The 26,880-nt window shown below is 71.2% G+C and carries 25 protein-coding genes; 10 read left to right on the top strand and 15 right to left on the bottom strand.

What is annotated here, in order from left to right; translation table 11 throughout:
* Positions 1 to 261 precede the first annotated feature (261 nt).
* Positions 262 to 2,061 carry an AMP-dependent synthetase/ligase gene (locus ACQPYD_RS08375; RefSeq protein WP_433700468.1) on the top strand — a complete coding sequence of 600 codons (1,800 nt, stop codon included), beginning with the start codon at positions 262 to 264 and terminating at the stop codon, positions 2,059 to 2,061.
* Positions 2,062 to 2,398: 337 nt separating this feature from the next.
* Here the strand turns inward: ACQPYD_RS08375 and qcrB are convergent, their stop codons facing one another.
* From qcrB to ctaE, 4 genes are read right to left on the bottom strand one after another with little or no spacing between them, the layout of a single operon-like run.
* Positions 2,399 to 4,051, bottom strand: coding sequence for a cytochrome bc1 complex cytochrome b subunit (qcrB, locus tag ACQPYD_RS08370; RefSeq protein WP_433700467.1), 1,653 nt, complete (start codon positions 4,049 to 4,051; stop codon positions 2,399 to 2,401).
* Between the two features lie 3 nt (positions 4,052 to 4,054).
* Complete coding sequence (gene qcrA / locus ACQPYD_RS08365; RefSeq protein WP_267948887.1) at positions 4,055 to 5,197, bottom strand: cytochrome bc1 complex Rieske iron-sulfur subunit; 1,143 nt, start codon at positions 5,195 to 5,197, stop codon at positions 4,055 to 4,057.
* On the bottom strand, positions 5,190 to 6,128 hold the full coding sequence (gene qcrC, locus ACQPYD_RS08360; protein WP_433700466.1) for a cytochrome bc1 complex diheme cytochrome c subunit: 939 nt from the start codon (positions 6,126 to 6,128) through the stop codon (positions 5,190 to 5,192). Before qcrC ends, qcrA begins: the two co-directional genes overlap by 8 nt.
* A gap of 17 nt (positions 6,129 to 6,145) precedes the next feature.
* Complete coding sequence (gene ctaE, locus ACQPYD_RS08355) at positions 6,146 to 6,772, bottom strand: aa3-type cytochrome oxidase subunit III (RefSeq protein ID WP_433700465.1); 627 nt, start codon at positions 6,770 to 6,772, stop codon at positions 6,146 to 6,148.
* 481 nt (positions 6,773 to 7,253) lie between these two features.
* Here ctaE and ACQPYD_RS08350 point away from each other — a divergent pair, with 481 nt between their 5' ends.
* The 3 genes from ACQPYD_RS08350 (at position 7,254) to trpD (ending at position 9,074) form a co-directional block, all read left to right on the top strand.
* Positions 7,254 to 7,691 carry a hypothetical protein gene (locus ACQPYD_RS08350; protein ID WP_267948885.1) on the top strand — a complete coding sequence of 146 codons (438 nt, stop codon included), beginning with the start codon at positions 7,254 to 7,256 and terminating at the stop codon, positions 7,689 to 7,691.
* 20 nt (positions 7,692 to 7,711) lie between these two features.
* Positions 7,712 to 7,834 (top strand): hypothetical protein, encoded by a 123-nt coding sequence (locus tag ACQPYD_RS08345; RefSeq protein WP_267948884.1) that lies wholly within the window; start codon positions 7,712 to 7,714, stop codon positions 7,832 to 7,834.
* 154 nt (positions 7,835 to 7,988) lie between these two features.
* Complete coding sequence (trpD, locus tag ACQPYD_RS08340) at positions 7,989 to 9,074, top strand: anthranilate phosphoribosyltransferase (protein ID WP_433700464.1); 1,086 nt, start codon at positions 7,989 to 7,991, stop codon at positions 9,072 to 9,074.
* Between the two features lie 71 nt (positions 9,075 to 9,145).
* Here trpD and ACQPYD_RS08335 read toward each other — a convergent pair whose 3' ends face one another.
* Genes ACQPYD_RS08335 through ACQPYD_RS08325 form a run of 3 tightly spaced genes read right to left on the bottom strand, consistent with a single transcriptional unit; the run spans position 9,146 to position 11,943 of the window.
* Positions 9,146 to 9,421, bottom strand: a complete 276-nt coding sequence (locus ACQPYD_RS08335) for an Lrp/AsnC family transcriptional regulator (protein ID WP_433700463.1) — start codon at positions 9,419 to 9,421, stop codon at positions 9,146 to 9,148.
* Positions 9,422 to 9,476: 55 nt separating this feature from the next.
* Positions 9,477 to 10,241: a rhomboid family intramembrane serine protease gene (locus ACQPYD_RS08330; protein WP_330161823.1), complete on the bottom strand. Its 765-nt coding sequence runs from the start codon at positions 10,239 to 10,241 to the stop codon at positions 9,477 to 9,479.
* Positions 10,219 to 11,943 (bottom strand): DEDD exonuclease domain-containing protein, encoded by a 1,725-nt coding sequence (locus ACQPYD_RS08325; RefSeq protein WP_433700462.1) that lies wholly within the window; start codon positions 11,941 to 11,943, stop codon positions 10,219 to 10,221. Before ACQPYD_RS08325 ends, ACQPYD_RS08330 begins: the two co-directional genes overlap by 23 nt.
* Before the next feature lie 131 nt (positions 11,944 to 12,074).
* Between ACQPYD_RS08325 and ACQPYD_RS08320 the strand changes: the two genes are divergently transcribed.
* The 5 genes from ACQPYD_RS08320 to ACQPYD_RS08300 all read left to right on the top strand — a co-directional run bounded on the left by ACQPYD_RS08320 (position 12,075) and on the right by ACQPYD_RS08300 (position 17,969).
* Complete coding sequence (locus ACQPYD_RS08320) at positions 12,075 to 12,356, top strand: hypothetical protein (protein ID WP_267948878.1); 282 nt, start codon at positions 12,075 to 12,077, stop codon at positions 12,354 to 12,356.
* Entirely contained in the window at positions 12,353 to 13,744 is a 1,392-nt protein-coding gene (locus ACQPYD_RS08315; protein WP_433700461.1) for an NYN domain-containing protein, read from the top strand. The genes ACQPYD_RS08320 and ACQPYD_RS08315 overlap by 4 nt, the downstream gene beginning before the upstream one ends.
* Positions 13,745 to 14,133: 389 nt before the next feature.
* Positions 14,134 to 15,135, top strand: coding sequence for a C40 family peptidase (locus ACQPYD_RS08310; RefSeq protein WP_267948876.1), 1,002 nt, complete (start codon positions 14,134 to 14,136; stop codon positions 15,133 to 15,135).
* A gap of 342 nt (positions 15,136 to 15,477) precedes the next feature.
* A complete protein-coding gene (locus tag ACQPYD_RS08305) occupies positions 15,478 to 16,521 on the top strand; it encodes an NlpC/P60 family protein (protein WP_433700460.1) in 1,044 nt (347 codons plus the stop codon).
* A gap of 299 nt (positions 16,522 to 16,820) precedes the next feature.
* Positions 16,821 to 17,969 carry a glycosyltransferase family 4 protein gene (locus ACQPYD_RS08300; protein ID WP_355013271.1) on the top strand — a complete coding sequence of 383 codons (1,149 nt, stop codon included), beginning with the start codon at positions 16,821 to 16,823 and terminating at the stop codon, positions 17,967 to 17,969.
* A 23-nt stretch (positions 17,970 to 17,992) separates the two neighbouring features.
* Here ACQPYD_RS08300 and ACQPYD_RS08295 read toward each other — a convergent pair whose 3' ends face one another.
* From ACQPYD_RS08295 to ctaC, 4 genes are all read right to left on the bottom strand, one after another.
* Positions 17,993 to 19,303: an Ig-like domain-containing protein gene (locus tag ACQPYD_RS08295; protein ID WP_433700459.1), complete on the bottom strand. Its 1,311-nt coding sequence runs from the start codon at positions 19,301 to 19,303 to the stop codon at positions 17,993 to 17,995.
* A gap of 252 nt (positions 19,304 to 19,555) precedes the next feature.
* Complete coding sequence (locus ACQPYD_RS08290) at positions 19,556 to 19,981, bottom strand: cytochrome c oxidase subunit 4 (RefSeq protein ID WP_267948872.1); 426 nt, start codon at positions 19,979 to 19,981, stop codon at positions 19,556 to 19,558.
* 10 nt (positions 19,982 to 19,991) lie between these two features.
* Positions 19,992 to 21,659 carry an aa3-type cytochrome oxidase subunit I gene (gene ctaD, locus ACQPYD_RS08285; RefSeq protein ID WP_433700458.1) on the bottom strand — a complete coding sequence of 556 codons (1,668 nt, stop codon included), beginning with the start codon at positions 21,657 to 21,659 and terminating at the stop codon, positions 19,992 to 19,994.
* Complete coding sequence (ctaC, locus tag ACQPYD_RS08280; RefSeq protein ID WP_433700457.1) at positions 21,659 to 22,606, bottom strand: aa3-type cytochrome oxidase subunit II; 948 nt, start codon at positions 22,604 to 22,606, stop codon at positions 21,659 to 21,661. The genes ctaD and ctaC overlap by 1 nt, the downstream gene beginning before the upstream one ends.
* A gap of 411 nt (positions 22,607 to 23,017) precedes the next feature.
* Between ctaC and ACQPYD_RS08275 the strand changes: the two genes are divergently transcribed.
* A complete protein-coding gene (locus ACQPYD_RS08275) occupies positions 23,018 to 23,266 on the top strand; it encodes a sulfurtransferase TusA family protein (protein WP_267948869.1) in 249 nt (82 codons plus the stop codon).
* 177 nt (positions 23,267 to 23,443) lie between these two features.
* Here the strand turns inward: ACQPYD_RS08275 and rpsD are convergent, their stop codons facing one another.
* The 4 genes from rpsD to pspAB form a co-directional block, all read right to left on the bottom strand.
* The gene (rpsD, locus tag ACQPYD_RS08270; protein WP_433700456.1) at positions 23,444 to 24,055 is read right to left on the bottom strand and encodes a 30S ribosomal protein S4; all 612 of its coding nucleotides are present in this window, start codon (positions 24,053 to 24,055) and stop codon (positions 23,444 to 23,446) included.
* Positions 24,056 to 24,418: 363 nt separating this feature from the next.
* Positions 24,419 to 25,390, bottom strand: coding sequence for a carbohydrate kinase family protein (locus ACQPYD_RS08265; protein WP_267948867.1), 972 nt, complete (start codon positions 25,388 to 25,390; stop codon positions 24,419 to 24,421).
* Positions 25,391 to 25,623: 233 nt separating this feature from the next.
* On the bottom strand, positions 25,624 to 25,971 hold the full coding sequence (locus tag ACQPYD_RS08260; RefSeq protein WP_267948866.1) for a HesB/IscA family protein: 348 nt from the start codon (positions 25,969 to 25,971) through the stop codon (positions 25,624 to 25,626).
* 295 nt (positions 25,972 to 26,266) lie between these two features.
* On the bottom strand, positions 26,267 to 26,866 hold the full coding sequence (gene pspAB / locus ACQPYD_RS08255) for a PspA-associated protein PspAB (protein ID WP_433700455.1): 600 nt from the start codon (positions 26,864 to 26,866) through the stop codon (positions 26,267 to 26,269).
* Positions 26,867 to 26,880: the final 14 nt, after the last annotated feature.

Here is a 26,880-nt window from a genome sequence, read left to right as displayed (position 1 = left end):
ACTTCCGAATCCCCCGAGGGCGCCGCACGCCGTCGGACCGGGCGGGCCCGCGTACCGCACGACACTCCAGGGACTCGGACCCGACACGCCTGACGACAGGGGGACACCACGCTGAACAGCGCGTTCACTCCCTGCCACGCCCCGGCTCCGGATCACCGTTGGATACCGAACGGCAACACGTTCTACTCATGAGTAGCATTCTGTTGTTACGGTCGTCACGTCCCCACCTGTCCAGAACCCGTACACGTCCAGGAGCACCACGTGCGCGAATACAGCTCTCCCGCGAAGGCTGAGATCTCCGACGACGCGCGCCTGACCGACACGCTCTACGCGCGCGCGGTCGGCGAGCCCTCTGCCGTCGCCGCCCGCCGGCAGGAGTCCGGCCAGTGGCGCGACGTCACCGTCGCGGAGATGCACGGCGACATCGCCGCGTACGCCAAGGCCTTGATCGCCGCGGGCGTCGAGCACGGAGACCGCGTCGCCCTGATGTCGCGTACCCGTTACGAGTGGACCGTCGTCGACTACGCGATCTGGTCCGTCGGCGGTGTGACCGTCCCGATCTACGAGACCTCCTCCGCCGAGCAGATCGAGTGGATCCTCTCCGACTCCGCCGCCAAGGCCGCCTTCGTGGAGACCGGGGAGCACGCGGAGCGCGTCGAGTCGATCCGCGCCAAGGCTCCCGCTCTCGGCCCCGTCTGGCGCTTCGACGGCCCCGAGTTCGCGGAGCTGCGCTCCAGCGGGACCGAGGTCGCGGACGAGGCGCTGGAGAAGCGGCGCACCGCCGTCAAGGTCGACGACATCGCCACCCTCATCTACACCTCGGGCACCACAGGCCGCCCGAAGGGCTGCGAGCTCACGCACCGCAACTTCCTCTTCATCGCCCACAACGCCCTCGCGGGCCCCGCCAAGCAGGTGCTGCGCGGGAAGGAGAACCCCTCCACCCTCCTCTTCCTGCCCCTGGCCCACGTCTTCGCCCGCTTCGTCCAGGTGATGGTCGTCGAGGGCAAGGCGACCCTCGGCCACTTCCCGTCCACCGGTCCGGAGCTGATCGAGCAGTTCTCCGTCTTCCGGCCGACCTTCCTCCTCGCGGTCCCCCGCGTGTTCGAGAAGGTCTACACCAAGGCCGAGCAGAAGGCGACGGCCGAGGGCAAGGGCAAGATCTTCAACGCCGCCGCCGAGACCGCCATCGCCTACAGCAAGGCGCTCCCCACCGGGCAGATCCCGCTCGGGCTGAAGCTCAAGCACAAGCTGTTCAGCAAGCTGGTCTACGGCAAGCTGCTCGCCGCGCTCGGCGGCAACGCCGACTACGCCGTCTCCGGCGGCTCGGCCCTAGGCGCCCGCCTCGGCCACTTCTTCCGCGGCATCGGCTTCACCATCATCGAGGGCTACGGCCTCACCGAGACGACGGCGCCGACCTCGGTCAACAGCCCCGAGTTCAACAAGATCGGCACCGTGGGCCAACCCCTGCCCGGCACCACCGTGAAGATCGCCGACGACGGCGAGATCCTCCTCAAGGGCGACCACATCATGGTCGGCTACTGGCAGAACGAGAAGGCCACCAAGGAGGCCTTCACCGAGGACGGCTACTACCGCACGGGCGACCTCGGCACCCTCGACGACGACGGCTTCCTGAGCGTCACCGGGCGTAAGAAGGAGATCATCGTGACGGCGGGCGGCAAGAACGTCGCCCCGGCCGTGCTGGAGGACCGCATCCGCGCCAACGCCCTGGTCAGCCAGTGCATGGTGGTCGGCGACAACCGCAAGTTCATCGCCGCGCTGGTCACGATCGACCCGGAGTCGTTCGTGCAGTGGAAGGAGGCGAACGGCAAGACCGGCGAGATCGCGGACCTGACCCAGGACCCGGACCTCAACGCCGCCGTCCAGGCTGCCGTGGACAACGCCAACAACGCGGTGTCCAAGGCCGAGGGCATCAAGAAGTTCAAGATCCTGCCCAGCGACTTCACCGAGGAGAGCGGCCAGATGACCGCCTCTCTGAAGGTCAAGCGGCACGTGGTCAGCAAGCAGTGGAGCAAGGAGATCGACGACATCTACGGCGTCTGATCCCCAGGGCTCCGGAAGGGGGCCGGCCGCCGGGAGGCGGTCGGCCCCCTTCTCCGTGTGCGCCTCCCCCGGGCCCGGAGCGCCGACCCGCACCCGTGCGGGTCGGCGGCGGTGCGTCCCGCACGGGCGGGGCCGCCGCCCTGTCCGCGACCACGCGCCACCGGCCCGCCCCCTCCCGGGGGAGGCCGCCCGGACGTCTCCCGGGGGCTCACGGGGCCGCTGGGGACCGCCCCGCCCCGGCCGCGTCCCGCCGTCGGGGGCCGCCTCCGGGCGGGAGGGCGCGAACGCGACGGACCCGGCCGCGCGGTGCGGCCGGGTCCGTCGAACAGGAGGCGTCCTAGTGAGCGGACTCCTTCTCACCCTCCGGTGCGGAGTGGTGGAGGTGGTGGCCGCTGTGCGCCTCGACACCGTCGATGGACACGTTGTCCTTGGTGTACCAGTGGGCCAGGGCGCGGCGGAGCTTGCCCATGCCCTTGCGGGCCTCGGGGTTCTCCACGCCCTTGTCGTCGACGTCCGCGTCGTCCGCGAGGGCCGTGGAGCCGATGAGCGGCTTGCTCTCCAGCACCTCGGTGGTCTCCTCGGAGTTGCGCTTGTGGACCTCGATGAACTCACCGCTGGGGAGCTGGCGGATGGTGCCGCTCTCGTAGCCGTGCTCCAGGGTGTCGCGGTCCCTGCGCTGGAGGCCCAGGCAGATCCGCTTGGTGACGATGAACGCCACGACCGGCCCCACGAAGACCAGCACACGGAAGATGTACGTGGTCAGGTACAGGTCGATCGAGAAGGTCTCCGACAGGATGTCGTTGGACCCGGCGAGCCAGAGCACGCCGTAGGCGGTCATGCCCGCGACGCCCAGCCCGGTGCGGACCGGCGCGTTGCGCGGACGGTCGGCCACGTTGTGGACGCGCTTGTCCCCGGTGATCCACTGCTCGACGAACGGCCAGGCGCCCGGCAGGACGAAGAGCATGCCCATGACCCCGAGCCCCGGGACGAGCACCGCGATCGGCACCGCGTAACCGAAGACGCTGAAGTCGAAGGTGTTCGGGAAGATGCGCAGCGACCCCTCCAGGAAGCCCATGTACCAGTCGGGCTGGAGCCCGGAGGTGATGGACGTCGGCGTGAAGGGCCCGAACAGGTGGATCGGGTTGATCTGCACGAACGCGCTCAGACCCGCGATCACGGCGAACGTGAAGAAGAAGAATCCGCCGGCCTTGACCGCGAACGCGGGGAACATGGGTGTCCCCACCACTGTCTTCTCCGTGCGCCCGATTCCCGGGTACTGCGTGTGCTTCTGGTGCCACAGGATCATGAAGTGCGCCACGATCAGGGCCAGGAGCACCGCCGGGATCGCCAGCACGTGCAGCATGTACAGCCGGGTGATGATGTCCTCGCCGGGGAACTCCCCGCCGAAGAGGAACATCGACACGTACGTGCCCACCAGCGGCAGCGCCAGGATCACGCCCTGGAGGATCCGCACGCCCATGCCCGAGGGCAGGTCGTCCGGCAGGGAGTAGCCGAAGAGGCCCTCGATGATCGACAGCGCGAAGATCGCGATGCCGATCAGCCAGTTGATCTCGCGCGGCTTGCGGAACGCACCGGTGAAGAACACGCGGAGCATGTGCACCACGATCGCCGCCAGGAAGATCAGGGCGGCCCAGTGGTGGATCTGCCGGACGAGGAAGCCGCCACGCACATCGAAGTCGATGAACAGCGTGGAGGCGTACGCCTCCGACATGGGAACGCCCTGGAGGCGCTCGTAGGAGCCGTCGTAGACGACCTCCAGCATGCTCGGCTTGAACCAGAGCGTGAGGAAGACGCCGGTGACGAGCAGGATGATGAACGAGTACAGCGCGATCTCGCCCAGCATGAAGGACCAGTGGTTCGGGAAGACCTTGCGGAGGTTCTTCTCACCGGTCTTGGCCAGGTGGAAGCGGTCGTCGATGAAGTTTCCGACGCCGCGCAGCGCCTTGGGTGCTTGCGTGGTCTTACTCATCGACTAGTCCTTCGCATAATCCCAGAACGTCGGACCGGTCGGCTCCGTGAAGTCGCCGGTCGCGATGAGGTAGCCCTCATCGTCGACGCTGATGGGAAGCTGCGGCAGAGCGCGGTGCGCCGGTCCGAAGACGACCTTGGCGGCGTCCGCAGCGTCGAACGTTGACTGGTGGCACGGGCACAGGATGCGGTGCGTCGTGCGCTCGTACAGGGCTGCGGGGCAGCCCACGTGGGTGCAGATCTTGGAGTAGGCGATGATCCCGTTGTGCGTCCAGTTCAGACGCGTCTCATCGGTCCCCTCGATCGGCTCGGTCATGCCCTCCTTCCAGTCGTTCTCCGGGATCTTGATCAACAGGATCACGGATTTCGCCTGGTCGGTGAGGCTCATGCCGTGCGGGTGGTGCCCGTCGTCGATCGCGGGAAGGGCGGAGATCATCCCGTACGGGTCGTTCTCCAGGTCCTCCGCGCGGATCTCGCGGTGGGTCCCCTCGACGAACATGCGCATCCCGGGTTCCCACGGGGTGTGCTTCAGCTTGTCCCCGGGCAGCGGGCCGGTGTCGCGCAGCAGCACGATCGGGGCCAGGCCCAGGGGGACCATCGCCAGGATGAGCGTGCGCCGCATGAGCGGGCGCTTGGTGAAGCCGCTCTCGTCGGCGCTCTTCATGAAGAAGTCGCTGAAGGAGCCCTTCTCCTTCTCGTCGGACGCCAGGTCGTCGTAGGGCGAGTGCACCTCGTAGTGGGGCATCACCTGGCGCGCCCAGACCGTCATGCCCGCGCCGATACCGAACATGGCGACGGTGAGCGTGCCACCGAGCAGCATGTTCGAGTACTGGCCGATCTGCGGGTCGGCGATCGCGGGCTCGCCCGCCGCGTTGGGCGGGAACAGGAAGTAGGAGACGAGGAAGCCGATACCGCCGAGGAAGGCGATGATGAACCAGGCCGACGCGGCCTTCTCGCCGCGGCGCTGGACCTCCTCCGGGCGCGCGTGGGTCTCCGACGCCCGGTAGGGGCCGGCGTGCTCCTCGGGCGCCCCGGCGGAGGACTCGGTCACCACGCGTTCCTCCGCGGCGGCCGTCGGGGTCCCCACCACGCGCTCAGGCGTGTGGGCCCCGGCCTCGTTGTTGTCGTTGTTGTCGTTCTCAGTCATGTGCACGCTGCTTCGCGGTGATCCAGATCGCGCAGGCGACGATCAGGGCCAGGCCGACGACCCACCCGATGAAGCCCTCGGCGACCTGGCCGATCCGTTGGAGGTCGAAGACGCCGCCGGCGTTCGGCTCCGCCTGGAGGGTCTTCACGTAGGAGATGAGCTCGTGCTTCTCCTCGGGCGTGATGGCGCCGTCGCTGAACATCGGCATGGCGCCGGGGCCGCTGACCATGGCCTCGTAGATCTCGCGCGGGGAGGCGTCGTGGATCTCGGGGGCCCAGCGGCCGTCCGTGAGGGCGCCGCCGCCACCGGACCAGCTGTGGCAGTGCGCACAGTTGGTCAGGTAGAGCTTCATGCCCATGTCGGTGTCCTCGGCGCCCTCGATGTAGGAGTCGTACTCGGACTCCCACTCCTCGACGGCCGCCTCGTACGCCGCCTCGTCCTCGAAGTCCGCGCGGTTGGGCTCGGAGTCCGGGACCTCGTAGGGCACCTCGGCGCCGCTCTCGCCGTTCCTGATCTCCGCGTTGTAGTACGCGATCAGGTTGGCCAGGTCCTGTTCGGACATGGCCATGGGCTTGCGCGGCATCTGGCTGCTCGGGTCCATGGACGGCATGCGCCCGGTGCTGACCTGGAAGTCGATGGCCGCGGGGCCGACGTCGCGGAGGTCGGGACCGTTGGTCACGTTCCCCTCGGCGTCGTAGCTGCCGCTCCCGTCGTAGTTGTGGCAGCTCGCGCACGTCTGGTCGAAGACGGTCTTGCCCTCGGCGATGTCCACGTCATCCGGTGACGGGACGTCAGCGGCGAGAGTCTGCGCCTGGGCCTGGTCCGCGGTGGGTGCCAGGGCGGCATACCCCACCCCGAACAGGGCTAGCGCGAGGATGACGACGACATACCCCGCAAGGGGATGCCGTCGCCGCGCGGTAATCCATTTCACGGTTTCCCCGTTTCGGGTTACTGGATGAAGTAGATGGTGAAGAACAAAGCGACCCAGACGACGTCGACGAAGTGCCAGTAGTAGGACACGACGATCGCGCTGGTTGCCTGCTGGTGGGTGAAGCGCTTCGCGGCGTACGTGCGTCCCAGCATGATGAGGAACGCGATCAGCCCACCGATGACATGGAGACCGTGGAAGCCCGTGGTCAGGTAGAACATCGACCCGTAGGCGTTCGACTGAAGAGTCAGGCCCTCGTGGACGATGAGCTCGTAGTACTCGTAGGCCTGTCCCAGGATGAAGAACAGTCCCATGAAGAACGTCACGAAGAACCACATGCGCAGCTTCTTGACGTCGCCGCGCTCTGCGGCCCAGACGCCGGCCTGCGCGGTGAAGCTCGAAGCCACGAGGACCACGGTGATGGTCGTCGCCCACGGAACGTTCAGGTGGGTCGCCGGCCATGCCCCGAGGTCGGGGTTTCCATTGGTCACCGATCGGATGGTGAAGTACATCGCGAACAGCGCAGCGAAGAACATGAGCTCATTGGCCAACCACACGATGGTGCCAACGCTCACCAGGTCAGGACGCTTTGCCGCACCATGTGCTGGTGTCGGTGCTGTTTTTGGGTTCGCGGTTGCTGTCGCCACGGGAGCATTATTACGGCATCTCGCGGAGGTCCGTACTCGACCCCCCGTAAGGAGGCGGTTCAGTCCCGATATGGGCTGCCCCGGGCCGCCGCCACGGCCCTCGCACCGTGACTCGGGCGTTACTGTAGCGGCTCGGGCACCGCGAGTCCGCATCCGCCGCGCCCTCGGGGGCCGAAAAGCGCGATCCTGGGCGGCTGGGGCGATTCGTACCCCTCTTCCCGCCACTCCAACCCACCGCGGCCAACGCCCAGGTATCGAAACGATCACTGTTGGACAACGCCGCGCCCGGGGCGGGTGGGCGAACCCCTCCGAGGTACTGGCATCCTGTGGTGTCGAAGGTCTCAGCCGCCCGAAGGACCCGTCGGATCTCCTGGGCAGCGGGGCCACGAGGCAATACAGTCATAGGCATACAGCCAACGAACGCCTCGGCCGCACCCCCCACGGCGGCGGCCGCGGACAGACGCGATGGGACGGTTGCGCGATGGTGGTCAGCGGTACGGACACGGGTGCCAGGATGCGCGTGCTGGTCTACAGCGACAACGCCGACACCCGTGAGCAGGTCCGGCTGGCGATCGGCCGCCGCCCCGCGGCGGACGTCCCCCGGGTGGAGTTCGTCGAGTGCGCGACCGCGCCCGTCGTCCTGCGCAAGCTGGAGGACACCGACCCGGCCGCGGCGATCGACGTGGCCGTCCTCGACGGCGAGGCCTCCCCCGTCGGCGGGATGGGCCTGTGCCGCCAGATCAAGGACGAGATCTACCGCTGCCCGCCGGTCCTGCTCCTGGTGGGCCGCCGCGACGACGGCTGGCTCGCGACCTGGTCGCAGGCCGAGCAGGTCGTCAGCCACCCGATCGACCCCGTCGCGCTCGCCGAGTCGCTGGCCGAGCTGATGCGCCGGCGGGTCGCGGCCCTCAGCGGGTGATCCGGGTGGGAGGCGGACGCGTGGTGGACGACAGCGGCGAGCGGGACATGCGCCGCCGCCTCGTGGTGGGCGGGTCCCTCAACCACGGCGCCGACATCGGGCGATGGCGCGGCCGCGCCCCGTCCCCGTCCCCGGGGGCCTGAGGGCGGCCCGCCCGCCCGTCCGCCGGCGCCCGTGAGGGCCGCCCTGCGGAGGCGGGCAGCCGCCCCGGCGCCGGGCGGCGCGCACGCGCAACCCCTCCGCCGCGCGCCGCCTCCCCGGGTCCCTACGCCCGTTCCTCACCGTGGAGTCACCAGAATGAACGCCCCTGCCTCGCCCGCCCCCGAACCGTCCGCCGTCACCGAGCGGACCTGGTCGAACCTCATCACCGCCCTGCTCGGCGGTGTCACCCTCAGCAGCGCCGACACCGTCTGGGCGATGAACGAGATCATGTCGGGGTCGGCGACCGACGCCCAGATCGCCGGGTTCGCCATCGCGCTGCGCGCCAAGGGCGAGAGCGTGTCGGAGGTGACCGGCCTGGCCCAGGGCATGCTCGACAACGCCGTGCGCGTGAGCGTGCCCGGGCCGACCCTGGACATCGTCGGCACCGGCGGCGACCGGGCGCACACCGTGAACGTCTCCACGATGGCGGCGATCGTGGCCTCCGCGGCGGGCGCGCGCGTGGTCAAGCACGGCAACCGGGCCGCGTCCTCCTCCTGCGGCACCGCCGACGTGCTGGAGCGGCTCGGGGTGGTCCTGGACCTGCCCCCGGCGCTGACCGCGCGGGTGGCCGAGGAGGCGGGCATCACCTTCTGCTTCGCGCCCCTGTTCCACCCGTCCCTGCGCTTCGCCGCCAAGCCGCGCCGCGAGCTGGCCGTGCCGACGGTGTTCAACTTCCTGGGGCCGCTGACCAACCCCGCGCAGCCGACGGCCTCGGCGATCGGCGTCTTCGACGAGCGCATGTGCGAGGTCATCGCCGGCGTGTTCGCGCGCCGCGGCTCCTCCGCGCTGGTGTTCCGGGGCGACGACGGCCTGGACGAGCTGACCACGACGACCACGTCCACGGTGTGGGTGGTGCGCGACGGCGCGGCCCGCAGGGAGACCCTGGACCCGGCCGACCTGGGCATCGCCCGGTCCGGGGCCGAGGACCTGCGCGGAGGGGACGTGGAGTTCAACGCCCAGGCGGTGCGCGACCTCGTCGCCGGGCGCCCCGGGCCGGTGCGCGACGCGGTGCTGCTCAACGCGGGCGCCGCGCTGGCCGCCGTGGGCGGCGTGGAGGGGCCGCTGCTGGACGCCGTGGGCGCCGGGTACGCGCGGGCGGCCGCCGCCGTCGACTCCGGAGCGGCCGAGCGCACCCTGGAGAACTGGGTGGAGATCAGCCAGAGCCACGCCAAGGCGGTCTGAGGACGCGGGCGCCCGCCCCCGCCCTGCCGCGGGGGCGGGCGCCCGGGGTCCCAGGCGGATGCCGCCGTCCCCTACCAGCCGATCGCGAAGGCGGACTCCAGGTCGTGCTTGGAGTAGGCGCGGAAGGAGATGTGGGTGTCGGAGGACAGCACCCCGGGAACCTTGTTGACCCGCCCCGGGATCACCTCCGCCAGGTCCTCGTGCCGGCGCACGCGCACCATGGCGATGAGGTCGACGCCTCCGGTGACCGAGTAGACCTCGCTCACCCCGTCGATCTCCGCGATCGCCTCGGCGACCTCGGGGATGCGGTTGACGTCGGCCTTGACCATGACGATCGCGGTGATCACTGTGCCTCCAGGGCGGTTGGCCGCGGGAAGGCGGCCCCGGCCGCGCGGGGCGCCCCTAGTAGACGTCGGAAAGCCGCGTCCCGGAGCGCCATCGCAGCCGGTAGACCACCAGTCCCGCGATCACCCCGGCGATGAACCCGTACACGTGCGCCGCGTAGGCGACTCCGCTCCCGGCGCCGGGGGAGTTCGATGTGGTGACGTAGAGAAGATACTGAAGCACGAAGTAGCTTCCGACCAGGGCCCACCCCGGCAGGCGCATCGGGATCACCACGAACACCAGTGTGGTGACCCGGCTGCGGAACTGGACGACGAGGTAGGCGCCGAGCACGCCGGAGATGGCGCCCGAGGCTCCCACCATGGGCATCTCCCCCCCGGGTTCCACCAGGGAGAAGCCGTAGGCCGCCGCCACCCCGGTGACCGCGTACAGCAGCAGGAAGCGGACGCGGCCGATGCGGTCCTCCACGACGGGGCCGAAGACGAACAGGTAGACCATGTTGCCCAGCAGGTGCATGGCGCCGGCGTGCACGAACATGGAGCTGAGCACCGAGAACCACACGGACTTGCCGTCCACCGCCCCGCACTCGGGCACCGCGTGCGGGACCCGGTCCACCTGTCCGAGGATCTCGGCGGGCACCGCGCCCCAGCGCATGAAGTAGTCCTGGATGGCGCAGAAGCGGCCCACCATGTCGACCGGGTACCAGACGGCGGTGGCGGCCTGGGGGGACAGCAGGTAGACGAGGACGTTGACCGCGATCAGCGTGTACGCGACGACGGGGGCGCGGCGGACGGGGTAGTCGTCATTGAGCGGAAGCGCGGCCATGCGCCCAGTGTGTCATCTCCGTGTGCGCCTCCGCGCTCCGCAACGGGCATGTCCAGACCCCGTCGATGTCGACGAGCCTCGTCGCGGGGTCGGTGAGCCAGTCCAGGACGAGCTCGGTCTCCGCGGGCAGGGCCCTGGGGCTCGGCCCGTACCCCGGCGGGACGTACTCGGCGGTCGCCAGGAGCGAGTCCAGGAACGCGGTCGGATCGGTGCCCGGCCGCAGGACCGCGCTGGCCGCGAGGCGCCCGTGGCGGACCACGCAGGTCTCCCAGCCCGCGGCGGAGCGCCGGGAGGCGACCACCTGGGCCACCGATGCCAGGGCCGACAGCCGCTGGGCCCGCCGGGCGCCGCGCAGGAAGGCGGCGAGGCGGTCGCGGAGGGCGGCGGCCTCCTCGTAGCGCAGGGCGCCGGCGAGTTCGGCGATGCGCGAGGTGTGCGCCGCGACGACGGCGGCGGGGTCCCCGGTCATGGCCTCGCGCGCGGCGTCGGCGTGGACGGTGTAGGCCCCGCGCGCCTCGGTGCCGTCGCAGGGGGCGCCGCAGCGTCCCAGCTGGGCCAGGACGCACGGGTCGATCCTCCTGCTCTCGGAGAAGGTGTGGGTGCACTGCCGCAGCGGGAACGTGTGGAGCAGGGCCTCCTTGGCCTGCTCGGCGTCCCTGGCCGAGGCGTAGGGACCGATGTAGGGGGCCCCGTCGTCCTTGACCGCCCGCACCACGGACAGGCGCGGGTAGGCGTCGGTGGTCAGCTTGACCCACGAGGCGCGCTCGGGGTTGCGGGAGCGCCGGTTGTAGGGGGGCTTGCGCTCGGCGATGATCCGCAGCTCGCGGACGGACGCCTCGAGTTCGGTGGCGCACTCGATGGGGGTGACGCCCTCGACCAGCCCGGCCATCTCGCGGATGTGCCTGCGGCTCTCCGCCGCGGTGAAGTAGGAGCGGACCCGCCGCCGCAGGTTGTTGCTCTTGCCCACGTAGAGGCCGGCCCCGCGCGCGTCGGTGAACACGTACACCCCCGGGCCCTCCGGCAGGCCCTCCGCCAGGTGCCGTCTGGCCTTCTGCGCCCGGCTGGCGGGCTTGCTGACGGCGCGCAGCTCCTCCACGCTGGTCACGCCCATCGGCCCGAGGCGCCCGATCAGTCCGTGCAGGACCCCGACCGTGGCACGGGCGTCGTCCAGGGCGCGGTGGTTGGGGGTGACCGGAACCCCGAAGAACGCGGCGAGGGTGGCGAGCCTGTGGTTGCGGACCTCGCTCCGCGGGAGGATCGCCCGGGCCAGGCGCAGGGTGTCCACCACCGGGTACCCGGGCCAGGCCGACCCGTGGCGCTCGCACGCGGCCTTCAGGAAACCGGTGTCGAAGGCGGCGTTGTGGGCGACCAGGACGGTGTCCGGCTCCGCGTCGAGGAACGCGAGGACGCGGGGCAGGACCTCCTCCATGGGGGGCGCGGTCGCCACCATGGACTGGGTGATCCCGGTCAGCAGGGTGATGGCGGCCGGGACGGGCACGCCGGGGTCGACCAGGGTGGAGAACTCGCCGAGGACCTCTCCCCCGCGCACCCTGACCGCGCCGACCTCCGTGACCCGGGCGGCGGACGCGCTGGTCCCGGTGGTCTCCAGGTCCAGCACGACGAACGTCGCCGCGGCCAGGGGCGTGCCGAGGTCGCTGATGCTCGTTTGGACGCCGACGGGCGCCGCGGACTGTCGAACCACGCGGTCAGGCTAGTCGGCGGTGACGACCGAAATCGGTCGGGATACGGTCTGACCTGCCCGACATGGAAAGATGTGGGGGACGGGGCCGGAAGGTCCGCGGCCCCGTGACGAGCACGACACGAGGAGGAACCGTGGGGATCGCTATGCCGGGTGACAAGGAGCGGTGGCGGTGCACCGGATGCGGGAACCTCACGCGGTTCGACGTGACCAGGACGACCCGTTCGCAGGACTACCTCCACCTGGACCTCGCCGGTGAGGGCCGCGTCGAGGAGCGGACCGTGCTCTCGGAGACGGTCGAGCGCGTGAAGTGCCGCTGGTGCGGCGCCACCGACAGCGTCGAGGTCATCGCCCGCCCCGACGCCGACCGGTCGGCCACCGGTTCCTCGGCGGAGAGCCCGACGGGTCAGGCATGAGCGCCCGCCCCGAGGCGGGCGGCGACTCCGACGGCACCGGCCCGCGCGACGAGAGTGTCGACGTGACGCCCGGCGCCGACAGCGACGGGGAGCGGCTGCGCCGCCCCCTGCCCGAGCCGGTGCGCGCCCGGGTCGTCGAGTACGGTTCCGACGTGCTGGGCGGCATGCGCGCGAGCGAACTCCCCCCGCTGCTGCGCAGGGTCGCCAAGTTCGAGCCGCGCCGCCGTGCCAGGCTCGCCGGTCCGCAGATCGCCGCCCAGCTGGAGACCGACGGCGGCTTCCGCGACATGGTCGCGGCCCGGGTGCGGCAGGTGTGGCCGGAGCTGGCCGAGGGCCTGCACTCGGGCGTGGTGCCCCCTGCCGCGGACCCCGTGGCGGTGGCGGCCTGCGCGTACCTGCTGCGCCCCAAGGGCTGGCCGGAGATCATCGAGGACGTCCACCGGGAGCTGGAGCGCCTGGCCGGCGCCAGGGAGGTGGACGAGGCGGCCGAGGCGCTGGAGTCCGTGCGCCGCCAGCTGGACGAGGCCAGGAGCGAGCACCAGTCGGAGGCGGAGCGGCTGCGCTCCCAGCTCAGGGAGCAGCGCACCGAGATCGCCGAGCTGCGCCGCAAGGTGCACACGGAGCGGCAGCGGGCCAAGGGCGCCGCGGCGGAGGCCGCACGGGTCCTGGCCGAGACCTCCGACCGCGAGTCGGAGTCGGCCACGCAGATGAACGCCCTGGAGTCGGAGAACCGGCGGCTGCGGTCGCGGCTGGCCGCGGCCGAGGCGCAGGTGGAGAACGCCCGCCGCGCGGTGCGCGCCGGACGCAACGCGGACGAGGCGCGGCTCCGGGTGCTGCTGGACGTGCTGGTCGAATCCGCGCACGGGCTGCGCAGGGAGCTGGCGCTGCCCGCGGCCCTGGACAGCCCCGCGGACCTGGTCGCCGAGGCCGAGCAGCAGCGGCGGGTGTCGCTGGGCGGCCTGCCCGACGACGACCCGGGCCTGCTGGAGCACCTGTTGACGGTGCCCCGGGTCCACCTCCTGGTGGACGGCTACAACGTGACCAAGACCGGGTACGGGACCCTCCCCCTGGCCGACCAGCGCACACGGCTGATGGCCTCGCTGGAGGGGCTGGCCAGCCGGACCAAGGCCGAGATCACGTGCGTGTTCGACGGCGCCGACATCGACGCTCCCCCCGTGGCGGCCCCCACCCGGCGGGTGCGCCTGCTCTTCAGCGCCCCCGGGGAGACCGCCGACGAGCTGATCGTGCGGCTGGTGCGCGCGGAGCCGCCCGGACGCCCGATCGCCGTGGTGACCTCCGACAAGGAGATCGTGTCCGCGGTCCGGCGCGCGGGTGCGCGCGCGGTGCCCTCGGCGATCTTCCTGCGCCGCCTGGAGGCGCACGGCTGAGCCGCCCTCCGCTCCCCCCGGCCGGGTCCTCCCAGGGCCCGGCCGGGGGAGCGGCGCCTCCCCTCCGGCCGCCGCCGGGGCGTGGCGAGGCGCACAGCGGACACAAGCCCGCACGTTCCGGGCCACACCGCGCCCGACCGCTCCTTCCAGGCGTAACGTCCCCGCGGGAACGGTGGGTTCCCCCATGATTCGGGGGTTGTGCCCACAGATGTGGTTGAGACGAGCAGAGCGGTCCGCTAGGTTCTTCCCGAACGTGAGTGCTCCATCGGAGCCGAGGCAGGATCTGCGCCCTCCGGTCGGGACCCGCACACTCACCCGCCCCGCCTCCGCGCGGACACTGTCCTCCAGCACCCCTATGCGGACTTCCCAACCTCAAGGAGCGGACCGCCATGAAGAACCCCGGTGGTCGGCGTACAGCCCGCCGCATCGCAGCCACGACCGGTATCAGCGCTGTCGTCGCGAGTACCCTCATCGCCCCGGGCACCGCCTACGCGGAGCCGACCCAGGACGAGGTCGAGGACCGGATCGAGGAGCTCAACGAAGAGGCCGCGGCCGCCGTCGAGACCTACAACCAGGCCAAGGAGGACCACGAGGTCGCCGAGGCCCTGTACGAGGAGCTCGAGGAGCAGGTCGGGGACGAGGAGGAGCGCTACGAGGAGCTGCGGGGCAAGGTCCAGCAGCTGGCCAGCGCCACCTACCAGTCCGGTGAGCTGGACTCCACGAGCACCATCCTGACCTCCGACGGCCCCGAGGCCCTGCTGGAGCAGAACGCCGACCTGAACTACCTCTCCGAGGCCCAGAAGGCCGAACTGGACGAGTTCGGCGAGTCCTCCGAACGGCTGTTCAGCCTCAAGGACGAGGCGGAGGAGGCCCTGGAGGAGTCCGAGGCCGCCCTGGAGGAGGCCGACGAGGCCAAGACCGACGTCGAGGCGAAGATCGAGGAGCAGCAGGAGATCCTCGCCCAGTTCCCCGACGCCGACCGCTCCGCCGACGGCGCCGACTCCAGCGGCGGCCAGTCGTACACCGGCGGCGCGTCCGGCAGTGCCGGCGCGGCGCTGGACTTCGCCTACTCCAAGGTCGGCCTGCCCTACGTCTGGGGCGGCACCGGCCCCAACGGGTACGACTGCTCCGGCCTGGTCCAGGCGTCCTGGCGCAACGCCGGCGTCGACCTGCCCCGCACCACCTTCTCCCAGGCCGAGGTCGGCCACCGGATCAACGACATGAGCGCCCTCCAGCCCGGCGACATCATGTTCTTCTCCGGCGTGAACCACAACGGCCTCTACGCCGGCAACGGCCAGATGGTGCACGCGCCGAGCAGCGGCCGCAACATCGAGGTCGTGGACCTGGCCGCGTACTGGGCCGGACAGTTCGAGTTCGGCGTCCGCCCCTAGTCACGCCCGCGCACACGGAGAGGCCGCACCCGGTTTGCCGGGTGCGGCCTCTCCGTGTGCGGAGCGTAGCCGGGTAAGGGACACGGAAGGGGTTTCCGGACACCCGACGCCCCACGGCGGAACGTCACGAAAAGGTTGAGGTGAACCCGCGCGATGCACTAGTGTTCATCGCCGACAGCGGTTGCTCCTCTTCACCGCCCCCAGGCGGTGACAGCCGTGTCCCGACCGGGCCCCACAGCGTTCGGGCCGGCTCCCCGGCCCTTGAACCCCCACCCGGCGCAGTCCCTTGCTCCCGCTGAACCCCGCACGGCCCGGGACAAGGGGAGAAAGGTGTAACCCAACGTGTCTGCATCCCCTGGCGGCCGCAGGCGCCGCACAGCGGTCCTCGCCGCCCTCACCCTCGGGGCCCTCGTCATGCCCGCCGCGGTGGCGCACGCCGAACCGACCTCCGAGGAGGTCCGCGAGGAGATCGAACGCCTCGAAGAGGAGTTCATCGAGCTCAACGCGACCTACAACGAGGCCCAGGAGACCCACGAGGCCGCAGAGGAGAAGCTCGAGGAGGTCCTGGCGGAGATCGAGGCCGCCGAGGAGAACGTGGAGGAGCTGGGCCTGGACGTGCGCAAGCTCGCCGGGGCCGCCTACTCCAGCCCCGACTTCACCTCCTTCAACGAGCTGGTCACCTCGACCGGTCCCGAGAACGCCCTGGCCCACCAGGCGGACCTGACCTACCTCGCCGGCCAGAACGACGGGCAGCTGGCGCGGTACGCCGAGGAGCTCGCCAACCTGGAGACCCTGGAGGCCTCCGCGGTCGAGACCGAGGAGGAGGCGGCCCAGGCCCTCCAGGAGGCCGAGGACGCCACCGAGGAGGCCGAGGAGGCCCTCGCGGAGCAGGAGGAACTGCTCTCCCAGCTGACCGCCGAGGAGCAGGAGGCGGCGACCGAGAACGTCGGCGGGTCCGGCGGAGGGGACGGCGGCAGCACCGGAGGGGGCGGCGGTGGCGGAAGCTACACCGGCCCCGCCTCGGGCAACGCCAGGACCGCCCTGGACTTCGCCTACTCCAAGATCGGCATGCCCTACGTCTGGGGCGGCACCGGCCCCAACGGGTACGACTGCTCCGGCCTGACCCAGGCCGCCTGGAGCGCCGCGGGCGTGAGCCTGCCGCGCACCACCTACTCCCAGGTGAACGCGGGCCAGCGGGTGTCCTGGGAGAACAAGCAGCCCGGCGACCTGCTGTTCTTCTACCCGGGCGGCAGCGGCCCGGAGCACGTGGGCATGTACGCGGGCGACAACGTGATGGTGCACGCGTCCACGTCGTCCCGCCCCATCGGCACGGTGACCCTGAACGACTACTACCGCTCCAACTTCGTGACCGCCGTCCGCCCGTAGCGGCGGCAGGCGTCCCGGGGCCCCGCGGCAGATCGGCGGGGCCCTGCGGTGGCCGCGACACCCCGGTTCCCGGGAGGTCGCGGCCACCGCGTCGTCCGTGCGGGAGCGTGCAGCACGCGGAACCGGATCCCTGCCCCTCCCGCCTCGGGCACCCCGCGTCCCGCTACCTGTACGGCGTAGATCACCACAGGCCGATCCGCCGCACCCGAGGGAGGCGGCCCGGCGCCCGCCGGCCCCGGTTCGGCCCGAACGCCGGGTTCTCCCGGGGCGACCGCGCGAGACGCCCTAGACTCGCTCCCGTGTCGCGCACCCTGATCATCACCAACGACTTCCCGCCGCGCTCCGGCGGCATCGAGTCCTTCGTCCACGAGCTGGCCCTGCGCCGGCCCGAGGGCTCCGTGGTCGTCTACTGCTCCTCCCCCTCCCCCGGCGACGCCGCCGCGGACCCGCACTTCGACCTGCGCCAGCCCTTCCCCGTCGTCCGCGACGCGGCGGGCGTGCTGCTCCCCTCCCCCCGGGTGGCCGCGCGGGCGCGGGCCATCGCCGCGCTGGAGGACTGCGACTCGGTGCTCTACGGGGCCGCCGCGCCCCTGGGCCTGCTCGCGGGCGGCCTGCGCGGCCGGGTCCGCCGCCAGGTGGCCCTCACCCACGGGCACGAGACCGGCTGGTCGGTGGTCCCCGGCGCGAGCACGGCCCTGCGCCGGATCGGGGACACCACCGACACCGTGACCTACCTGGGCGACTACACCCGCAGGCGGCTCTCCCGGGCCCTGTCCCCGGCCGCCGCCGACCGGATGCGCCGCCTGGCCCCGGGGGTGGACGTCGAGCGGTTCCGCCCCGGGGCGGGGGGCGGGGAGGTCCGCGCGCGCCACGGCCTGGGCGGGCGCCCCGTCGTGGTGTGCGTGTCGCGCCTGGTGCCCCGCAAGGGCCAGGACACCCTGATCCGCGCCTGGCCCCGCGTCCTGGCGGACGTGCCCGACGCGGCCCTGCTCGTCGTCGGCGACGGCCCCTACGGCCCCCGGCTGCGCTCCGCGGCGGCGGGGATGGACTCGGTGGTCTTCACCGGCCCCGTCCCCGCCGCGGAGCTCCCCGCCCACCACGACGCGGGCGACGTGTTCGCCATGCCGTGCCGCACCCGCCGGGGCGGCCTGGACGTGGAGGGGCTGGGGATGGTCTACCTGGAGGCCTCCGCCACCGGGCTGCCGGTGGTGGCCGGCGACTCCGGCGGCGCGCCCGACGCCGTCCTGGAGGGCGAGACGGGCCGGGTGGTGGACGGCTCGCGGCCCGGGCCCGTGGCCCGGGCCCTCATCGGACTCCTGAAGGACCCCGACCGCGCCGCCCAGATGGGCGCACGCGGCCGGGAGTGGGTGGCGCGGACGTGGACCTGGGAGCACACGGCCGAGCGCCTGGAGGCGCTGCTGACGGCTCCGGGGCGTGCGGGCGGCTGAACCCCGGGCGGCGCCCCTGCCCGCTACAGGCCCTCGCCGTGCACGCTGCCCGGGGTGCCCGAGCCGTCGGTCACCTGGGGCTCACCGGTCTCGCTGTGCTTCAACCACTCCTTCCAGGAGCGCTGCCAGAAGCCCCACCCGTTGTCCCACTCCAGTTCGCGCCCGGTGCCGGTGGTCTCCAGGATGTCGCCCATCAGCGCCTGGTCGTGGAACCACCGGGCGTCCCGCACCGACATGTTGGTGCAGCCGTTGGAGGTGTTCGCGTGGCCGATACCGCCGTTCCACGGCGCCGCGTGGGTGAACTCGCCGCTGTCGGAGGTGCGCACGGCCCAGTCCACGTCGAGCCGGTAGTGGCCGGGCGAGCCCTCGGGGATGCCGACCGTCGCCGAGTCCATCACGAGCTCGGCGTACTTCTCCATGGTGACGTGCGTGCCGGAGGTGGTGGTGTTGAAGCGCTCGCGGCCCTTGCCGTTGCTCACCGGGATCGTGCGCACGAGCTCGCCGTCGATCTCCACCTGGAGCTCGTGGTCGGGAACGTGCATCGTGGAGACGAGCTCCCGGCCGACCTCGAAGTCGACACGGTCGTCCTCCGTCCCGTAGACGCCCTCGGACGCCTCCACCCCGGCCAGCCTCAGGTCGACGGAGACCTTCTGACGGGGTTCCCAGTACTCCCGGGGCCGGAACACCGCCGTCTCGTCGTCGACCCAGTTCCACGCGCCCTCGACCGGGTGCTCGGAGGTCACCTCGATGGAGTTCTCCACCTGGGCCTTGTTCTCCACCGGCACGTCGAAGCCGACGACGACGGGCATGCCGACGCCCACGGTCTGGCCGCTCTGCGGGTAGTTGGAGACGAGCCCGAGGCGTGAGTCCCCGTCGACGCCCTCGGTGTGGAACTCCGCGACGACCTCGGTCTGCTCGCCGCCGGCGTCCTCCGCCGTGGCGTAGACGCTCACCGCCGCGCCGGGGACGAGGTTCCGGTCGCTCTTCCACCGGGTGCCGTCCCCGCTCAGGGTTCCCGGGAACCCCGGCCCCTCCGCGTCCGCCCCGGCCTCCCCCGCCCCTCCGCCGGCCTCCGCGAGCGCGTCCGCGGCGACCTGCTCCACGCGGACGTCCGTGATGGTCCCGCCGGAGGCCTCCACGCGCACCGGCGTGTTGGGCGCCACGAGGACGGCGCCCGTCCCGGGGGTGACGGTGATCCCGGGGCCGGGCGCGTCCTCCCCGCCGGGACCTCCCGGGTCCCCGCCCGCGGTGGTGCAGGCCGTCGCCACGAGGACGACCGCGGCGGCCGCGGCCAGGAGGCGGCGGACCGCCGGACGGAAGACTCGTCCCTTCACGCCAAGGACCTCCAGCGTCGGTTGCGACGTGGCCCCGGTGCGCGGGACGGCACCTCGCACGCCGCCGGTCCCGGACACGCCGCGCACCGGACACGAGGCCCCGCGCCACGGCAGGGTCACCGAAAACACGACCCCGGCGGCCGGTCGGCCTCGCGGTGCGAGGTCTTCCGGCCACCGGGGTGGTGACAGTCGCATACTACCCGGAGTGCGCATTTGGGCACGGTATGTGCCCGATGCTCGGGGCGGCGCGTCCTAGTGCTGGAACTCCTTGCGGTAGTACTCGAAGATCCAGCCGATCGAGGTGAGGATGATCGCGAAGGCGCCCGTGATCACCATCCACCAGCCGATGGCCACGCCCACCGCGGTGAACGCGACGGCCATCGCGACGAACATCGGCCACCAGCTGTGCGGGCTGAAGAACCCGTACTCCCCGGCGTTCTCGGCGATCTCGCCGTCCAGCCGCTCCTCCGCGGGGAGCCCGTGGAAGCGCTCGCTGCGGCGGGCCGCCTGCCAGAGCCAGAAGCCGATCATCCAGCCGAAGCCGATGGAGACCACCAGGGCGGTGGTGCCCGTCCACTCGATGGCGCCGGTGTCCTGGTAGGACCAGTACACGTACAGGGCGGCAGCAAGACCGAAGAAGGTCGAGATGCCCATGAACAGATAGGCCTGCGTCTTCATGGCGAGATCCCTAGTTCCTCTCGGGGTCCGTGCCCGCCGGAACCGCGGCGTGCGGGTGGTTCAGGTCGAACGCGGGACGCTCCGAACGGATGCGCGGCAGCGACGTGAAGTTGTGCCGCGGCGGCGGGCAGGAGGTGGCCCACTCCAGCGAGCAGCCGTAGCCCCACGGGTCGTCCACGGTGACCAGCGGCGCCCTCTTCGCGGTGATGTACATGTTCCAGAAGAAGATGAGCGTCGAGGCCCCCAGCACGAACGACGACACCGAGGAGATCTGGTTCAGCTCGGTGAAGCCGTCTCCGGGCAGGTAGTCGGCGTAGCGGCGCGGGAACCCGGAGGCGCCCAGCCAGTGCTGCACCAGGAACGTGCCGTGGAAGCCGAAGAACAGCAGCCAGAAGTGGAACTTGCCCAGCTTCTCGTTGAGCATCCTGCCGGTGAACTTGGGCCACCAGAAGTAGAAGCCCGCGAACATCGCGAACACCACGGTGCCGAAGACCACGTAGTGGAAGTGCGCCACCACGAAGTAGGAGTCGGTGACGTGGAAGTCGATCGGCGGGGAGGCCAGGAGCACGCCGGTCAGGCCGCCGAAGAGGAAGGTGACCAGGAAGCCGATCGTGAACAGCATCGGCGTCTCGAAGCTCAGCTGCCCCCGCCACATCGTGCCGATCCAGTTGAAGAACTTCACGCCGGTCGGGACCGCGATGAGGAACGTCATGAAGGAGAAGAACGGCAGCAGGACCGCGCCCGTGGGGAACATGTGGTGCGCCCACACGGTGACGGACAGGCCCGCGATGGCGATGGTGGCGGCCACCAGGCTCTTGTAGCCGAAGATCGGCTTGCGGCTGAAGACCGGCAGGATCTCCGTCGCGATGCCGAAGAACGGCAGGGCGATGATGTACACCTCGGGATGCCCGAAGAACCAGAACAGGTGCTGCCACAGGATGGCGCCGCCGTGCTCGGCGTTGAAGACGTGCGTGCCGATCATGCGGTCGGCGCCCAGGGCGATCAGGGCGGCGGTCAGGACCGGGAACGCGATGAGCACCAGGACGCTGGTGAGCAGCGTGTTCCAGGTGAAGATCGGCATGCGGAACATCGTCATGCCGGGCGCGCGCATGCACAGGCCGGTGGTGATGAAGTTGACCGCGCCGAGGATGGTGCCCAGACCGGAGACGGCCAGGCCCAGGATCCACAGGTCGCCGCCCAGGCCCGGCGAGCGGACCGCGTCGGACAGCGGCGTGTACGCGAACCAGCCGAAGCTGGCCGCGCCGCCCGGGGTGAGGAACCCGCCCACGGCGATGAGGCTGCCGAACAGGTACAGGTAGTACCCGAACAGGTTGATCCGGGGGAAGGCGACGTCGGGGGCGCCGATCTGCAGCGGCATGAGGATGTTGGAGAACCCGACGAAGAGCGGGGTCGCGAACATCAGCAGCATGATCGTGCCGTGCATGGTGAACAGCTGGTTGAACTGCTCGTTGGACATGACCTGCATGCCCGGCGAGAACAGCTCGGCGCGCATGAGGAGCGCCAGGACGCCGCCGAAGAGGAAGAACGCGAACGAGGTGATCAGGTACATGTACCCGATGACCTTGTGGTCGGTCGACGTCAGCCAGTTGACGATGAGCGAGCCCGCGCTCGACGGCGCCTTGCCGTCGGTGCGAGCCGGTGTTGCCGTCGTGGTCATTACTCGTTCTCCTCGGCGTCGGCCGCGCCCGAACCGGTGCCCTCGGCATTCGATCCCTCGGCACCCGAGCCGTCGGCGGAGTCCGCTCCGGAATCCACGGCCTCGGCGGCCTCGTTGTCGGCGGTCACGGCCGCCTGCTCCTGCTCGGCGGCCCAGGCGTCGTACTCGTCCTGGGGAAGGACCTCGACGTTGAAGAGCATGCGGGTGTGGTCGACCCCGCACAGCTCCGCGCAGCGGCCGATGTACTGGCCCGCGCTGTCCTCGGTGAGGCTCGCCTGGAACGCGTTGTCCCGTCCGGGGACGACGTCCATCTTGAAGCCGAACTCGGGGATCCAGAACGAGTGGATGACGTCGGGCGAGTGGAGGTCGAAGTGGACGGTCGCGCCCTCGGGAAGCACCAGGGTGGTCTGCGTCGAGGGGTCGGCGGTGCCGTCCGGGTTGGGGATGCCCGTCTCGGAGAAGAGCACCTCGCCGCCGTTCTCCTTAGTGTCGTCGAGGTAGTTGAACTGCCAGGCCCATTGGAAGGCCACGACCTCGATGTTCACGTCGGCCGGCTCGTCGGTGTCCAGGATGATGGCCTGGTCCCGCGCGGTGAAGAAGAAGAGCACGGAGATGACGACGATCGGCAGGACGGTGTAGAGCGCTTCGATGGGCATGTTGTACCGCACCTGCGGCGGCAACTGCTCAGAGCGCTTGCGGTGGAAGATGACTGACCAGATGATCAGCCCCCACACGAGAATGCCGACCGCGAAAGCCGCCACCCAGGAGCCCTGCCAGAGCGAGAGAACACGCTCGGCTTGGTCGGTGATCGGCTCCGGCATGCCCAAACGAGTGAGATCGTTCGACGCGCAGCCGGTCGCGGCCAGCCCCAGCACGGCGAGCGCGGCGCCGCGTGGTGCCCATCGGCGCGGATTGGGGCGCCGATTTTCTTGGCGGGTCGGACTCACGGATTGCCTTCCCAGCGGTGAAGCCCGTGGATCCTCCACGGGCGGCCTAAGTGTCCAAAGCTTGTCAAGGGGAAACATTATCGCGAACCGCCCGGCGTGCCGTTCATGGGCTTACCTGGTCAGCGTGTTGCCAGACGCCCCTGCGCGGAACGCGCGGCGGTACGTGGAGCCGGGCCCGTTCGCCCGCGGAGGATACCCTCCCGGCTGGCTACGGAGCGCGGCCCGGCGTCCCCCCGGGCCCTCCTCCCCGCGGGCGACCCCGCCGCTCGTGGGCGGCGGTTCCGGAAGCTTCGCGAGGAAAGACCAAGGCGAGCGTATCGCTGGGTTTACGACGCCCTTAACCGGGTTCGCCTTAGGGGGCCGGGCGGGGCAGGATGGGGAGACAGGACGACGACGCGCAGGGGGTGTTCAGTGCCCGGGTATCCGCCGCAGGCCCCGCTGGTCACGGTCGAGGCGGTGGGCCGCAAGTGCCCCGTCCCGATCATCATGCTGGCCGCCAGACTGGGAGAAGTGCCCATCGGGTCGGTCATCGCGGTCACCGCGGACGACCCGGCCGCCAGGGCCGACATCCCCGCGTGGTGCCGCATGAAGATGCACGAGTTCCTCGCCGAGGAGCCCCTGGGGCGGGGTAGCGCGTTTCACATCCGCCGGATGTACTGAACCGGCCCCGGCGCGCGTTCCGCCATCCCGTTGCGATAACGATTCGCCGCCCGGTGTTTCCCGGGAGCGGCGCGGGAGGGCGGCCCGCACACGACGAGGCCGCGCGGACGGGGTCCGCGCGGCCTCTCCGGTCCCCGGTGCGCCCCTGGGGACGCGCGCGGGGCGCGGGGTTCGCGACTAGCGGGCGTAGAACTCGACGACGAGCTGCTCGTCGAAGGGCACCGGGATCTGCTCGCGCTTGGGGCGGTCGATGACCGCGATGCGCAGGTCCTTGTGGCTCACCGCGAGGAAGCCGGCGATCTTGTCGTCCGCGTGGACGCCCTCGGCGGCCTCGACGAACGGCACCATGGTGCGGGACTTCTCCCGGACCTCGATGATCTGGCCGGGCTTGACCTGGTACGACGGGATGTCGACCTTCTTGCCGTCCACGGTGATGTGGCCGTGGTTGATGAACTGGCGGGCGGCGTAGATCGACGCGGCCAGACCGGCGCGCAGCACGACCGTGGCCAGACGCATCTCCAGCTCGGCGAGCATCTCCTCGCCGGTGCGGCCGGAGCGCTTCTTCGCGTTCTCGTAGATCCTGACCAGCTGCTTCTCGGTCAGGTCGTAGTACCAGCGCACCTTCTGCTTCTCCGCCTGACGGACGGCGAAGTCGCTGCTGTTGCGGCGGACACGGCGACCGTGCTCACCGGGCGGGTACGGACGCTTCTCGAAGTAGCTGACCGCCTTACGGGTCAGCGGGGTGCCGGCGCGCCGGGACAACCGCACCTTCGGTCCGGTGTAGCGCATGCAATGTCCTTTCAGGGTGAATCAGGGAATCCCAGGTAAGGCTTGCCTAGATCTGGGAGGCGCTCACGGCGCCCGAGCCCCGACCGCGTGCCGTGGCACGGGGGTCCGGGGTGGGTTCCCCACCGTCGCGGCGACCCTGCGCGGACGGCTTGGGCTAGGTAACCGGTACGCGTTTCAGCGCACCGGCGGGCACGGGGCTCCCCGTGCGGGCGGCCGGGGCGCCCTGGGGCGCACGGCCGACCGTTCGGGGCGCGGCCCGGTCCGGGATCGGATCGGGTCGTGCGGGTCGCGACTATCTACTCTACGGGTTCCCGGGCACCGCCCCGACCCGCGCGGGCGGGGGACGGCGCCCGGGGCCCCCGGTCAGACGAACGGCCGGACCTCGGCGGCGGCCGCGGCGCCGTACGACTTCTCCACGCGCTCCAGCAGGGAGGCGCCGGTCATGGTGTACTCCTGCGGGCCGTCCGCCTCCAGGCAGTGCACGGCGGTGGCGTTGCCGACCTGGGCGGCCCGCTCCAGGGACAGGCCCCAGGAGTGGGCGGCCAGGAAGCCCGCGCGGAAGGCGTCCCCCATGCCGGTGGGGTCGACGAGGTTGTCGACCGAGGCCGCGGGGACGTGCAGGGCCGGCTCGCCCTCCCGGTCGATGCGGGCGCCCTTGGCCCCGAGGGTGGTGACGCGGGTGCCGACCCGGCTCAGGACGTCCGCGTCGGACCAGCCGGTCTTCTGCTCCGCGAGGGCCTTCTCGTACTCGTTGCCGAACAGGAAGGTCGCCCCCTCGATGAGGGTGCGGACCTCGGGGCCCTCCATCCGGGCCAGCTGCTGGGAGGGGTCCGCCGCGAAGGGGATGCCGCGCGTGCGGCACTCCTCGCTGTGGCGGACCATGGCGAGCGGGTCGTCGGCGCCGATGAGGACGAGGTCGAGCCCGCCGACCCGCTCCGCGACCGCCTGGAGCTCGATGTTGCGCGCCTCGGCCATGGCGCCCGCGTAGAACGAGGCGATCTGGTTCTGGTCGCGGTCCGTGGTGCAGATGAAGCGGGCGGTGTGCCGCAGCTCGGAGATGTACACGGCGGACGTGTCGACCCCGTGGCGGTCCAGCCAGGCGCGGTAGTCCTCGAAGTCGGCCCCCGCCGCGCCGACGAGGACGGGGGCGAGGCCGAAGCCGCCCATGCCGAAGCAGATGTTGGCCGCGACGCCTCCGCGACGGACGTCCAGCTCGTCGATCAGGAAGGAGAGGGACAACTGCTGGATCTGGTCGGGGATGATCTGTTCCGCGAACCGGCCCTCGAAGGACATGAGGTGGTCGGTGGCGATGGATCCGGCAACCGCGATACGCACGGGACGAAGGCTCCTTGGGTGGGAGGCGTCCGGTCGGGGCGACCGGACGGGTGCGGGCAGGCCGAGGACGTGCCCGTTTCGGACCGACCCAGGGTACCGAGTGCCGCTCCCGGCCGGGGTTCCGTCATCGGGATTCCCCGCGCGGGGCTGCGGAAACGGCGAGGGGGAGGGCGGATGTCCGCCCTCCCCCGGTGCCCCGCCGCCCGCCGCGGCCGGCGGCGGGGGCGTACTCCCTAGTTGAAGGAGTCGCCGCAGGCGCAGGAACCCGTGGCGTTGGGGTTGTCGATCGTGAACCCCTGCTTCTCGATGGTGTCCACGAAGTCGATCGTGGCGCCGACGAGGTAGGGGGAGCTCATCCGGTCGGTGACGACCTCGACGCCGCCGAAGTCGGTGACCACGTCCCCGTCCAGGTCGCGCTCGTCGAAGTAGAGCTGGTAACGCAGCCCCGAGCAACCACCGGGCTGGACGGCCACACGGAGACGGAGGTCGTCCCGGCCCTCCTGCTCCAGAAGCGCCCTGACCTTGCCGGACGCCTCGTCGGTGAGGTTGATCCCCTCGGTGACCTCGCTCTGAACCGTCATGTTGTAAAGCTCCTCTGAAAAGGGGTTGCGGCTGCCTGGCGACCCCTGGTCGCTTGGGGGACCGGCCCGCCGCGGCGGGTCCTGTCCTCTTCAACGGGTCCCAACGCCCGGGGCCGGTCCGGCATTCCGCCGTGCCGCCGCTGTGTTCTCCCTGCCACCGTTCCCCAGTGCCCCCTGGCGTGGGGGAGGTTCCGGCGAAGCACGGGTGTGCTCGTCCCCCCAGGGTAATTTGTCCGGCCCCGGGACGCCATCTCCCGGCGCGGTCCGTGCCGCCGGGACGGGGCCGCGCCCCGGGTCACAGGCCCGGCGCGCCGTAGACCGGGAACCAGCGGGAGCGGTCCCGCTCCAGGGGCAGGTCGTCGCCGACGGCGGCCTCGAGCTGGAGTTCGAGGGCGTTGTCCCTGTGCCGGCCGTCGCCGGTGGGCGCGAAGGGGTAGAAGGTCCCGCGCTTGTACAGGTACACGAGGCCCAGGGAGCGCGTCCCGTCCGTGAACCCGACGAGGGAGCACAGGAGCGAGGGTCCGTACCCGTTGGCCTCCAGGGTGGAGTTGACGGCGTGCAGGTCGGTGACCAGGCCGGTGATGTCGGGGTCGGTGACCTCCCCCTCCGCTCCCGCCGGGTCGTGCGTGCGGACGACCAGCCACGTGTAGCCGTAGTCGTCGGTGACCTGGTCGACCGGCGGCCCGTCGCCGGCGTCGAGCAGCGCGGTGATGTCGCGCTCCAGGTCGGCGAAGGCCGCGCCCTCGGTGGCGCGGAAGGCGACGGACCCCGTGCCGGTGGGCCGGAACCCGGCCGCGGCCCGCAGGGTGACGGCCGCCGAGGGCAGGCCGAAGAGGGCGTCGAGGTCGGGTGCGGTCGGCTTGGAGCGGCCCAGCAGGGCCCGCCAGAAACTCATCGTGTGCTCCCTCG

It is taken from the genome of Nocardiopsis sp. CA-288880 (assembly GCF_050955985.1).
Taxonomy (GTDB): Bacteria; Actinomycetota; Actinomycetes; order Streptosporangiales; family Streptosporangiaceae; genus Nocardiopsis; species Nocardiopsis tropica.
This window is presented reverse-complemented; position numbering and strand designations above follow the sequence as displayed.